This window comes from Pseudomonas sp. TJI-51, assembly GCF_000190455.2.
GTDB classification, from domain to species: Bacteria; Pseudomonadota; Gammaproteobacteria; order Pseudomonadales; family Pseudomonadaceae; genus Aquipseudomonas; species Aquipseudomonas juntendi.
On sequence record NZ_AEWE02000122.1, the window covers coordinates 1 to 12,350 of the forward strand.

The following is a 12,350-nucleotide window of genomic DNA, read 5'->3' on the forward strand; positions in this document are numbered from 1 at the left end:
CCTGTGGGAGCTGGCTTGCCAGCGATAGGGCCCGTGCCGGCTACATCAAAGGCTGATCAGTACACATCCCGCCGATACCGCCCATCCTCGATCAACTGCTGCACAGCGGCCTCCCCAAGAATGCCATTGAGCGCCGCATCCACCCCCGCAGCCATGCCTTGCAAGCTGCCGCAGACATACACACACGCACCCTCTGCCAGCCAACGCTTGAACGCCTCGGCCTGCTGCAGCAATACATCCTGCACATACACCTTTTCGGCTTGATCGCGAGAGAACGCCAGGTCCAGCCGTGCCAGGTCGCCGTTGGCCAGCCAGCCTTGCAGCTCTTCACCACACAACAGGTCATGGGCGCGGTTACGCTCACCGAACAGCAGCCAGTTGCGCTGCTCCCCCGCATTCACCCGCGCCCGTATCAGGCTGCGCAGGCCGGCCAAGCCAGTGCCGTTGCCGACCAGGATCATGGGTGCGGCGTGGCCCGGCAGGTGGAAGCCGCTGTTGCGGCGCAGGCGCAGGCTTAGTGTGCCATTGAGCGGCAGGTACTCGGTCAACCAGCCGGAACCCAGGCCCAGCTGCCCATCGGCGTGGCGCTCCTGGCGTACGATCAACTCGAGCACGCCATCGCTGGCAATCGAGGCGATGGAGTATTCACGGCTGCCAATCGGCACCAGGGCATCGACCAGCGCCTGCGGCTGCAGGCCGATCAGGTGATCACGGCGCGTGGGCAACTGGCGCCCGGCCAGCGCCTGTGCCAGGGTTTCACTCAGGCCATTGACCTGCACCGCTGTGGTTGCATCGACCGCCATGCCCTTGAGGAACGCGGCGACCCGCGGTGGACCATTGAGTGGCAGCACTTCCACCAGGTCGCCAGCCTCCCAACTGACCGGGGTTTGCGGTTGTAAGCCGAGCAGGTAGACCGGCCGGCCCTGGCTGCCGGGGTTGAGCAGCTTGCGCTGCACCAGCGTCCAGTTGGCGAAACTTGGCGGTTGCCAGGCGGCCATCGGCTGGGCCCCGGTCAGCTGCGCCAGCGCTTGCTGCCACTGCTGCAGGGCAGCCTGGTCGGCATTGTCCACTTCCACCGGGCTGAACGCGCTGTTGGCCCCGCGCTCGGCGAGCCACGCTTGCAGGCGGCGGGCGAAACCGCAGAAGTGCGGGTACTGGCGATCGCCAAGGGCGAGCAGGGCGTAGCTGAGGTTGTTCAGCGCCCAGGGCTGCCCGAGCACTTTGCGCTCGAAGGCGCGCGCGCTGTCGGGGGCTTCACCGTCGCCGAAGGTGCTGACTACAAACAGTGCGCGGCGGGCCTGGCGCAAGTCTTCCTCACCCAGTTCGGCCAGGGCGCGGACCTGCACCGGCAGGGCGGCTGCCCGCCACNNGGCGGGCCGCCTGCCTGCAACTGGCCGGCGCTCTGCCAGGCCAGTTGCTCGGCCAGGCCGCTCTGGCTGGCGAAACCGATCAGCCAGCTGTCGCCGTTGCCACTGTTGCTGGCAACGCTGCCGCGAGCGGCGCGCACCTGGCGCTTCTTGCGGCGGCGGTCGAGGTACAGCAGCCAGCCGGTGACGAAGAACAGCGGCATGGTCAGGCTGGCGATGGTGACGATGATGCGGCCCGGCAGGCCAAAGTATTCACCCACATGCAGGGCGTAGACGCTTTGCAGCAGTTGGGCCTTGAAGGATTTGTCGGTATAGCGCTCCTGGCGCCTGACCTGGCCGGTGGCCGGGTCCAGCACCAGGGTGTTGAAGGCCCGTGGGTGGTCGGCGCTGTCCAGCAGGTAGAACAGGTTGGCCGGCTGACCGCCTGCCGGTGGCAGGCGAAGGTTGTACGCCGCCAGGCCGGGCCCGGCAGCCCGTTTGAGGCTGGCCCAGATGGCATCGTAGTCGACCACCCGTGGCGGCGCGTTGGGGTCGACCGTTTGCGGCCCGTGGCGGCCTCGGCCCTCACCGCGTTTGTGCTGCTGGCCAGCGGCCGGGGCATCGGCCAGCAGCCTGTTCAGGCCTTCGCGGTACCACTCGTAGGACCAGAACAGACCGGTCAGGGCAAACAGCAGGTAGAACAGCAGGCACCAGGTGCCGGCCACGGCGTGCAGGTCCCAGTTGAAGGCGCGGCCATTCTTGGCCCAGTCCAAGGTCAGCCATGTGCGCCAGTTAAGCGCCTTGCGCGGCCAGCGCAGGTACAGGCCGGACAGGCAGAAAAACACCAGCAGCAGGGTGCAAGCGCCCGTGATCTGCCGGCCGGTATCACCCATCGCCAGGAAGCGGTGCAGGGTGAGCATGAGGTTGAAGAAGCCTTGCCCGGCGACTTCGCCCTTGAGCTCGCCGGTGTACGGGTCGGCGTAGCGCAGCAGGCCACGGCGTTCGCCCGGTGCGGGCATGAAGAAGATACGGGCGGCATTGCCTTCGCGCACATCCACCCACAGCATCGATACCTTCTCGTGTTGCTGGGCTTCGACCCGTTGCACCAGCTCGGCTGGCGGCAGTACGCCTTCGGCGCGCACCTCGACCTTCAGCACGTCGGCATTGAAGGCGCGCAGCAGTTCTTCCTGGAACGAGTACAGCGCTCCGGTAATGCCCATCAAGGCCAGCACCAGGCCAGCGGTGATGCCAAAGAACCAGTGCAATTGGAACAGCGTCTTCTTCACCACATCATCACCTTGTGTTTCTGCCGCATGCTGCGCGGCGTGCATTATGCCTTGATACGCAAAAGCCCCGCTCACGGAGATGAACGGGGCCGGGGTGGGTGTTTTTTAGCGTGTTGCGTTTTACCAGCGCCGCCCGGTCAACCCAACCCCTGTCAGAAGTGCACGCTGGTGGTCAGCAATGCCGTGCGCCCAGCCGCCTGGTTGGCGAAGTGGGTGGAGAAGGTCTTGTCGTAGTAAACCTCGTTGGTCAGGTTCTGCACGTTCAATTGCAGGTCGATGTTCTTGGTCAGCTTGTAGGCAGCCATGGCGTCGTAGCGTACATAGCTGTCGACCATGGTGGTGTTGGCTACGCTGCCGTACACGTCATCCACGTAGAACGCACCGCCGCCCACGGTCAGCTTTGGTGTAATCGCGTAGGTGGTCCACACGCTGGCGCTGTTGTTCGGGGTGTTCGGCAACTGGTTGCCGTCGTTGGCCTTGCCCAGCGGGCCGCCGTCGATCTGGCGGGCCTGCATGTAGGTGTAGCCAGCGAACACTTGCCACTTGGCGGTGATCTTGCCGCTGGCCGACAGTTCGATACCCTGCACGCGGGTTTCGCCGACGTTCTCGTAGCTTGTGGTATCGACCTGAACGCGCGCGTTTTCCTTCTCGGTGCGGAACAGCGCGGCGGTCAGCGACAGGCGTTGGTCGAGCAGGTCCCATTTGGTACCGATTTCGTAGTTGGTGGTCTCTTCCGGCTCCATGTCGCTGCTCAACAGGTTGCCGGCACGATCGGTGGTGTTGCCCAGTGGGTTGGCCTCCATGCCTTCGCCCAGCATTGCCCCCGGTGGGGTAGCAGAGGTGGCGTAGGACACGTAGACGCTGCCGTTGTCGGCCGGTTTCCATACCAGGCCCAGCTGGCCGGTGACGAACTCGCTGGTATCCTTGCCTTTGGCGGCTACGCCCTTGGCATTGACCACGGTGGCGCCAGCAGCGTCATAGGTGCGGTACTGCGTATCGAAGTGGTCGTAACGCAGGCCCATGTTCACCAGCCATGCAGGCGACAACTCAAGGGTGTTGAATACATACAGGGCGCGGGTGTCGCTCTTGGTATCGGTGCCGGCGTAGTTGCGGGCGATACTGCCGTTCCACGGGTCATCCGGGTTCGGGTTGCTCAGCGAGGTGCAGTTGTAGCCGCTGTTGGCGCCGATCAGCCCGGGGTTGCACACGGATGCGTTCAGCCGGGTGTTGGTGTTGACGGTGTAGCTGGAGCGGTCGCTTTCTTCGCGGCTCAGCTCGATGCCGGTGGAGAAGCTGTTCTTCATGCCGCCCAGGTAGAACTCGCCAAACAGGTCGGTCTGGTTGGTGGTGGTGGCGGTGTTGCCAACGCGGGTGTTGGCCCGGCGCCAAACGCTGCCGTTGTTGACGTTGCCCTTGCTGTCGTCCGGTTGGGTGAGGATGTAGTCCTGCATGCTGTTGCCGTGGCGCAGGGTGTTCTTCACGGTCAGCGCGTCGGTCAGGTCGTGTTCGATGGCGAAGGTGGCGATATCTACCCGGCTCTTGCGGAAGTCGCGACCGCTCAGGCCATAGAAGTTGTCGCTGTCGCCGCCATCATCCGGCTTGCTCGGGTGGGCCGAAGTACGGGCAGCGCTGCCAGCCAACGGGATGCTGTACGGGATGCCCGAATCCGGCAGGTCGTCGCTTTCCAGGTGGTAGTAGTCGAGGTTGACGCGGGTCGGCGTGCCCAGGCCGAAGGCCAGCGACGGGGCGATGCCCCAGCGGTCGTAGTTCACCTTGTCGCGGCCGGCAACGTTGCTTTCATGGGTCATCAGGTTCAGGCGGCCGGCCACGGTATCGCTGAATTGGTAGTTACCGTCGAAGGTATAGCGTTGGGTCTGGTCGCTGCCCCAGGTCCAGGCACCGTCCAGCGAGTTGCCCAGGTGCGCGCGCTTGCTCACCAGGTTGATGGTACCGCCCGCTGCCCCGCGGCCACCTACGGCGGAGTTCGGGCCCTTGGCCACTTCAACCGACTCGATGGCGAAGATTTCGCGGGTTTGTGCGCCAGTGTCGCGCACGCCGTCCAGGTAGGTGTCGCCCTGGGCGTCGAAGCCGCGAATGAACGGGCGGTCGCCTTGCGGGTTGCCACCTTCGCCGGCGCCGAAGGTAATGCCTGGCACGGTGCGCAGCGCGTCTTGCAGGGTCAGGGCGTTGGTATCCTTGATCACCTGTTGCGGGATCACCGTGACCGAGCGCGGGGTGTCCACCAACGGTGCAGTGTACTTCTGCGAAGCAGCGCGCTCGGTTTTGTAGTCGCTGCTGGCCTGCTCAGCCTTGCCGTTCACGCTGGTGGCATCCAGGGTGATGGCACTGCTGGCAGCCGGGTCGGCGGCGTAGGCCGACGATGCGCCAAGCGCGATGCCTATGGCGCTAACGATCAGACGCGGTGAGCTTACTGCAGATGGTACGGACTGGCGCATTGCTGGAAACCTTCCCCAAGGTGGTGAGGCGGCGGATACTAATGTAAGCGATTGTGACTAACAATTGATATTCGTTACCATTCGTGAAGAATTTACAATCTTTACAATTTGCCCTTAAGTTTCCAATCGGCTGAAACGTCGTAAGCGGCGAAAAGGCTTGTGTAGCGCAAAAGGGAATCAATATCATTGGGCCTTTACAGTTCCCGACGGTAACCTTGCCATGCTGCTGCACATCCCAGGCCTGTTCGCCGCTGACGAACTGGCCCGTATTCGCGAGGCCCTGGAGCAGGCTGACTGGGCCGATGGCAAGGTGACTGCCGGCCACCAGTCGGCCAAGGCCAAGCACAACCTGCAACTGCCAGAAGGGCACCCGCTGGCCAAGGAAATCGGCACCGCGCTGATCGACCGCCTGTGGAAGACCCCGCGCTTCCTGTCGGCAGCGTTGCCGCACAAGGTGTTCCCGCCACTGATCAATTGCTACCGCGAGGGCGGCAATTTCGGCTTTCACATCGACAATGCCCTGCGCCAGCCCAAGGGCAGCCCGGAGCGCGTGCGTACCGACCTGTCGTCCACGCTGTTTCTCAGTGACCCGGGCAGCTACGACGGGGGGGAACTGGTCATTCAGGACACCTATGGTGAGCAGCAGGTCAAGCTGGCGGCCGGTGACCTGGTGCTGTACCCCGGCACCAGCCTGCACAAGGTCAACCCGGTCACCCGCGGGCAGCGCTATGCCGCCTTTTTCTGGACCCAGAGCCTGGTGCGTGAGGACAGCCAGCGCGCGCTGCTGTTCGAAATGGACAATGCCATCCAGCAACTGACGGCCGATGTGCCAGAACACCCTGCGCTGCTGCAACTGACGGGCACCTACCACAACCTGCTGCGCCGCTGGGCCGAGGTCTGACCGTGGGCTATCAGTTGCGGCGTGAGGAAGTGCTGGACGTGGCCGGGTTGCGGGCCATGCTTGAGCAAAGCCCGGGCAAGGCGGCCCAGGCCATCCTGGCAGCGGCGGGGCAGGGCGTGGTCGAAGCGCAGTTGCTGCTGGGGCAGATCCTGCTCGATGGGCGCGGGATAGAAGCCGACGCCGAGGTTGCCCGGCGCTGGTTTGCCATTGCCGCGCAAGCTGGCAACGCCATGGCGCATAACATGCTCGGGCGTTGCCTGGAGCATGGCTGGGGCGGTGCGGTAAACCTGGCTCAAGCCGCCGTGCACTATGCCCGCGCCGCCGATGCCGGGCTTGCCTGGGGGCTGTACAACCTGGGTAACCTGCTGGCGACCGGGCGTGGTGTGCCGGCCAACCAGGCGCAGGCGCTGATGTGCTACGAGAAGGCCGCACAGCAGGGGCATGCCAAGTCGATGAACCTGTACGGGCGCTATCTGGAGCAGGGCATTGCCACCGCGCCCAGCCCCGCGCGTGCGGTGCGCTGGTATCGCCGGTCGGCCGAGGCAGGGGATTTTCGCGGCATGTTCAGCCTGGGGCTGGTGCTGGTCGAGCGTGGCCAGGTGGCCGAGGCTGCGCCTTGGCTGGAGCGTGCGCGGGTCGAGGGTAACCTGAACTTTCTGCGTGCGGCGCTGGTGACCCTGCAGGGCGCGGGGCCGGTGCTCATGGCGTTTGCCGCGCGCTATGCCGAGGAAATCGAACGGCGCGAAGCTTGAAGTTGCCTGTGCTGGCCCAATCGCCGGCAAGCCGGCTCCCACCTCGACAGCGCTGATCTCGGCATCTGCACACATGAAAACGGGGCCTCGCGGCCCCGTTGTGCATTACAGGTAGTAGGCCTTCAGCGGCGGGAAGCCGTTGAATTCCACTGCGCTGTAGCTGGTGGTGTAGGCACCGGTCGACAGCCAGTACAGGCGGTCACCAATGGCCAGGTTCAGCGGCAGGCCGTACTTGTAGTTCTCGTACATGATGTCGGCGCTGTCGCAGGTAGGGCCGGCGATGACCACTTCTTCGGTTTCGCCTTTCTTCTCGGTCCAGATCGGGAACTTGATGGCTTCGTCCATGGTTTCGATCAGGCCGGAGAACTTGCCCACGTCGGTGTAGATCCAGCGCTCGACGGCGGTACGCGACTTGCGTGCAACCAGCACCACTTCGCTGACCAGGATGCCGGCGTTGGCGATCAGCGAACGGCCAGGTTCGAGGATGATTTCCGGCAGCTCGTCACCGAAGTCTTCCTTGAGGAAGCGAATGATTTCTTCGGCGTAGGTTTCCAGGCTGTTGGTACGGGTGATGTAGTTGGCCGGGAAGCCACCGCCCATGTTGATCAGCTTCAGTTCGATGCCGTCTTCTTCCTTCAGGCGCTCGAAGATCACCTTGACCTTGGCGATGGCGGCGTCCCACACGCTGATGTCGCGCTGTTGCGAACCGACGTGGAAGGAGATGCCGTAGGGCACCAGGCCCAGGTCGCGGGCCAGGATCAGCAGGTCCATGGCCATGTCGGTCTGGCAGCCGAATTTGCGCGACAGCGGCCAGTCGGCAGTGGTCGAGCCTTCGGTGAGGATGCGCACGTACACTTTCGAGCCCGGGGCGGCCTTGGCGATGTTGCGCAGGTCGGCTTCGGAGTCGGTGGCATACAGGCGCACGCCCTTCTCGTAGAAGTAGCGGATGTCTTTGGACTTCTTGATGGTGTTGCCATAGCTGATGCGGTCAGCGCTGACGCCGCGGCCCAACACCTTGTCCAGCTCGTAGATCGAGGCGATGTCGAAGCTCGAACCTTTCTCCTTGAGCAGGTCGATGATCTCGACAGCCGGGTTGGCCTTCACCGCATAGTAGACCTTGGCGAATTCGAAACCCGCGCGCAGGTCGTCGTAAGCCTGGCTGATCATCTGGGTATCGATGAGTACGAACGGGGTTTCCTGCTTGTCGGCGAACGCCTTCATTTTCTGGAAGGTATCACGCGCGAAATAGTCTTCGACCTGGATCGACATGCTCAGGGACTCCATGGGCAAACTGAAAGATTAAGTGGCTGCAAACTGAACGTCCTCCGTATCCCCACTTTGGTTCGCCTACTCAGTACTTGAGCCGGATGGATCGTTTCCAGCATGGACGTTCGGCGCGCACTTTAGGGCGTGAAGAATGCAGAATCAACAGGCAATCCTGGCGTGATCGGCGTTGATCGGCCACCTGTCGTTTGAATAAACGACTCATATGACCGGCTGATGTTCCCGGTGGTGTTTCAAGCGTAAAAAATTGTGGAATGGACCACGTCGGCTCATGTGCGGTTGAAGCCGCTGCTACAGGGTTTTGACCCACCCTGTGGCAGCAGCCCGATACCCGATGGCACCAGAGGTGTTCATATTTATGGCCACGCTTTTCTGGTACCCACGTACCGAAAATCGCGCATAAATTTTTTGTTACCGACCGACGGATGCGACGCTTCTGGTGCGTGAAACCCGTATCCGCACCTAGCTGCGCATCAGTAGGCAGCGCTCATCACGATGCCACCGCCTCCGCCGGGGAGACGATGCTGGTCTTGGCGCCGCGCGAGCGGCCGGAACTCAGGTACGCCGCAATCGACTCCTGTGTCACCTCGCCGAGGAACACCTGCTCGGCATCCAGCACCGGCAACCACGCCCGGTTGAACTCGTACATGCGCGACAGCAGGATGCGCAGGTGCTCGTCGTGCGAGGCGGTGGCATTGAACGGACGCAGGAAGTCGCCACAGGTGCCCTGCTGGCGGTGCATGTCCCGCCGGCGTACATAGCCCAGGGCCTTGTTCTGCGCGTCGGTGACCACCACGTAGCGGCGGTCGTGTTCGTCGAGCAGTTCCAGCGCATCGCTTACCGGCGTTTCCGGGCTGACCGCCGGGGCGTTGTCTGCCGCATCTTCGGCGCGCACCAGCAGCAGGCGCTTGAGGGTGCTGTCCTGGCCTACGAAGTTGCTCACGAACTCGTCTGCCGGGTGCGCCAGCAGGGTGTCCGGGTGGTCCAGCTGCAGCAACTTGCCGGCCCGGAAGATGGCAATCTTGTCGCCAAGCTTGATCGCTTCGTCGATGTCGTGGCTGACCATGATCACGGTCTTGTTCAGCGCCCGTTGCATTTCGAAGAACTCGTTCTGGATCATTTCACGGTTGATCGGGTCGACCGCGCCGAACGGTTCGTCCATCAACAGCACCGGCGCATCGGCCGCCAACGCGCGGATCACGCCGATACGCTGCTGCTGGCCACCGGAAAGCTCGCGCGGGTAGCGTTGCAGGTACTGTTTGGGCTCGAGCTTGATCATGTGCATCAGTTCGCGGGCACGCTCGTGGCATTTCTGCTTGTCCCAGCCGAGCAGGCGCGGCACCACGGTGATGTTCTCTTCGATGGTCATGTTGGGGAACAGGCCGATCTGCTGGATCACGTAACCGATGTGGCGGCGCAGGGTCACTTCGTCCAGCCCGGTGGTGTCCTCGCCATTGATGAACACCTGGCCCGAGGTTGGCGTGATCAGGCGGTTGATCATTTTCAGCGTGGTGCTTTTGCCGCAGCCCGATGGGCCGAGGAACACGCAGATTTCCCCTTCGTTGACGGTGAGGCTTACCGCGTCGACGGCTTTGACCTCCTTGCCGTTGACGTTGAAGGTTTTGCTGAGGTTCTTCAGTTCGATCATGAGCGCAGTCCTTCTGGAGTCAGGGCACGTTGCAGGGTTTGCAGCAGCAGGTCGGCGAGGATGGCCAGCAGGCTGACCAGTACCGCGCCGACCAGCAGCATCGACATGTCGCTGCGGCTGATGGAGGTCAGGATCAGCACGCCAAGGCCGCCGGCGCCGATGGTGGCGGCAATGGTCATGACGCCGATGTTCATCACCACGGCGGTACGCACGCCGGCGAGGATCACCGGCACGGCGATGGGCAGCTCGACCATGCGCAGGCGCTGGCCGAAGGTCATGCCGATGCCGCGCGCGGCTTCGCGGATGCCGGGTTCGACATTGGTCAGGGCCAGGTAGGTGTTGCGCATGATCGGCAACAGCGAATAAAGGAACACGGCGGTAATCGCCGGTAGCGGCCCGAGGCCTTGGCCGAATTTGGAGTAAAGCGGCAGCAACAGGCCGAACAGGGCAATCGACGGGATGGTCAGCAGTACCGTGGCGCTGGCCTGCAGCGGGCCGGCCAGGGCCGGGAAGCGGGTCATGAGGATGCCCAGCGGCACGCCCACCAGAATCGCCAGGCCCACGGCCACACCGACCAGCATGATGTGTTGGCCGGTCAGGTTCAGTACCTGGGCCCAGTCGAGGTGGTTGAAAGTATCGATCAGGTTCATGGCTGGCCCTCGCTGGTCAATGGGTGATCGCGCAGGAAGGCGGCGGCCACGGCGGTCGGGTTCTGGTGCTCGACATCGACCTTGGCGTTGAGCTGGCGCATGGTTTCATCGTCCAGTTGCTCGGCCAGCGGTTTGAGCAGCCCCGCCAGCTGCGGGTTGGCGTCGAGCACGGCCTTGCGCACCACCGGCGCGGCCGTGTAGTCAGGGAAGTAGCGCTTGTCGTCTTCCAGCAGCTTCAGGTTGAAGGCACTCAGGCGGCCATCGGTGGTGTACACCAGGCCGGCGAACACCTGGTTGTTACGCATGGCGGTGTAGACCAGGCCCGCGTCCATCTGGCGGATGTTGGCGCGGCCCAGTTGCAGGTCGTACATCGCTTTCAGGCCGACCAGGCCATCGGGGCGGTTGGCGAACTCGGTGTCCAGTGCCACCAGGTGCTTGCGCTCGCTTTCGTCACGCAGTACCTGGTTAAGGTCGCTGATGCTGTTGACCTGCGGATAGGCCTCGGCCACTTGCTTGGGCAGGCCCAAGGCGTAGGTGTTGCTGAACTTCGACGGGGTCAGCCAGACCAGGCCCTTTTTCGCGTCCAGCGCCTTGACCTTGGCGTAGGTGGCTTCGGCGCTGGGCATGCGTTCTTCGATGTGGTTGTACGACACCAGCGATACGCCGGTGTATTCCCACATCAGGTCGAGCTGGCCGGTTTCCTGGGCCTGGCGCGCGATGTTGCTACCCAGGCCGGTGGTGACGCGCACGTCGAAACCGTTGGCACGCAGGTACTGCGCGGTGATTTCGGCCAGTACGGTCTGTTCGGTGAACACCCGCGCGCCGATGCGGATCTGGGGCGTTTCCGCTGCCTGGGCAAATCCTGCGAACAGCAGGGCCGCGCCCAGCAGCAAGGCGATTGTTTTCTTCATGCGTTCCCTATCCTTAGTGGGCCAGGCCACGTTCCAGCCAGCGCTTGCTGGAGAAACTCACCGCCGCGTCCAGTAGCAGGGCCAGCAGTGCGGTACAGGCGGCCCCCAGCAGCAGCTGGGGCTGGTTGTTCAGGGCGATGCCGGGGAAGATCAGGCTGCCCAGGCTATTGGCGCCAATCAAGAATGCCAGCGGTGCGGTGCCCACGTTCAAAGCCAGGGCCACGCGAACACCGCCGACAATGATTGGCACGGCGTTGGGCAGCTCGACCTGCCACAGTTGCTGGCGTGGGGTCATGCCAATGCCCGTGGCGGCTTCCTTGAGCGAGGCGGGGACGTTTTTCAGGCCTTCGTAGGTGTTGCGCACGATGGGCAGGAGGGAGGCGAGGAACAGTGCGAAGATCGCCGGCCCGGCGCCGATGCCCAGGATACTCAGGGCGATGGCCAGAACGGCCAGGGGGGGGATGGTATTGCCAACGTTGAAGAACTGCATGAAGCGCTCGGCTTTGTCGACCCGGTGCGGCCGACTGAGCGCAATGCCGGCGGGGATGCCCACGGCCAGTGCCGCCGCCATCGAAGCCAGCACCAGTACCAGGTGCGCTTGCAGGTAGAACCCAAGATCGTCGCGATACCGCGCGATCGTGTCGATGCCGATCCAGTGGACCAGCAGGGCCAGGATGACGAGCACGGCGGCCCATCCCAACAGCCCTTTACCGTAGCGTTTAGCCACAGGCAGACTCCTTGTGTTGTCGGCGAGCACACTTCTTGGTTGCCGGCCAGGGGTGGCGGCGGGTGGTGTGTTCGCGAGTAGCAGCCAGATGCAAACCGAAGGCTGCGATCTGGCCATGAGCCGAACCCCGTCGGGCCCGAAAATGCTGATGAAACCAGCCCTCAACCGAAGCGGGTTGCAGGGGAGTGGACGTCTCCAGGGCCCTAAAGGTTCCCATTTGAGGCGGCATTTGGCCAGCGTTAATCACTGGGGGAGTGCAAATTTGGCGAGAGAAAACAGCGGCTTAGCGCGCTGCAGGCGTTGAAATAACTGCCCTGTGGCCATTTGTCGTGATAAAGCGATTGTGTGGTGAATCTGCTGTGGCAGTGCTGGCCCTATCGCTGGCAAGC

Annotated in this window: 8 protein-coding genes and 1 pseudogene; 2 read left to right on the forward strand and 7 right to left on the reverse strand. The window is 63.4% G+C overall.

Annotated features, from left to right (window positions below; all coding sequences use genetic code 11):
• Positions 1 to 56 precede the first annotated feature (56 nt).
• Both G1E_RS22920 and G1E_RS22925 read right to left on the reverse strand, forming a co-directional pair.
• Positions 57 to 2,635 (reverse strand): annotated as a pseudogene (locus G1E_RS22920) (PepSY domain-containing protein).
• A 149-nt stretch (positions 2,636 to 2,784) separates the two neighbouring features.
• Complete coding sequence (locus G1E_RS22925) at positions 2,785 to 5,088, reverse strand: TonB-dependent siderophore receptor (RefSeq protein WP_009685133.1); 2,304 nt, start codon at positions 5,086 to 5,088, stop codon at positions 2,785 to 2,787.
• 220 nt (positions 5,089 to 5,308) lie between these two features.
• On the opposite strand from G1E_RS22925, the gene G1E_RS22930 reads away from it, so the two are divergent.
• Both G1E_RS22930 and G1E_RS22935 read left to right on the forward strand, forming a co-directional pair.
• A complete protein-coding gene (locus G1E_RS22930) occupies positions 5,309 to 5,989 on the forward strand; it encodes a Fe2+-dependent dioxygenase (RefSeq protein ID WP_009685134.1) in 681 nt (226 codons plus the stop codon).
• A gap of 2 nt (positions 5,990 to 5,991) precedes the next feature.
• Positions 5,992 to 6,741, forward strand: a complete 750-nt coding sequence (locus G1E_RS22935) for a tetratricopeptide repeat protein (RefSeq protein ID WP_009685135.1) — start codon at positions 5,992 to 5,994, stop codon at positions 6,739 to 6,741.
• Positions 6,742 to 6,846: 105 nt separating this feature from the next.
• Here the strand turns inward: G1E_RS22935 and G1E_RS22940 are convergent, their stop codons facing one another.
• From G1E_RS22940 to G1E_RS22960, 5 genes are all read right to left on the reverse strand, one after another.
• Positions 6,847 to 8,010 (reverse strand): type III PLP-dependent enzyme, encoded by a 1,164-nt coding sequence (locus G1E_RS22940; RefSeq protein WP_029885071.1) that lies wholly within the window; start codon positions 8,008 to 8,010, stop codon positions 6,847 to 6,849.
• A gap of 505 nt (positions 8,011 to 8,515) precedes the next feature.
• Complete coding sequence (locus G1E_RS22945) at positions 8,516 to 9,673, reverse strand: betaine/proline/choline family ABC transporter ATP-binding protein (RefSeq protein WP_009685137.1); 1,158 nt, start codon at positions 9,671 to 9,673, stop codon at positions 8,516 to 8,518.
• Positions 9,670 to 10,323 (reverse strand): ABC transporter permease, encoded by a 654-nt coding sequence (locus G1E_RS22950; protein ID WP_009685138.1) that lies wholly within the window; start codon positions 10,321 to 10,323, stop codon positions 9,670 to 9,672. The genes G1E_RS22945 and G1E_RS22950 overlap by 4 nt, the downstream gene beginning before the upstream one ends.
• Positions 10,320 to 11,234 (reverse strand): glycine betaine ABC transporter substrate-binding protein, encoded by a 915-nt coding sequence (locus tag G1E_RS22955; RefSeq protein WP_009685139.1) that lies wholly within the window; start codon positions 11,232 to 11,234, stop codon positions 10,320 to 10,322. The genes G1E_RS22950 and G1E_RS22955 overlap by 4 nt, the downstream gene beginning before the upstream one ends.
• A 13-nt stretch (positions 11,235 to 11,247) precedes the next feature.
• Positions 11,248 to 11,961 carry an ABC transporter permease gene (locus tag G1E_RS22960; RefSeq protein WP_009685140.1) on the reverse strand — a complete coding sequence of 238 codons (714 nt, stop codon included), beginning with the start codon at positions 11,959 to 11,961 and terminating at the stop codon, positions 11,248 to 11,250.
• Positions 11,962 to 12,350: the final 389 nt, after the last annotated feature.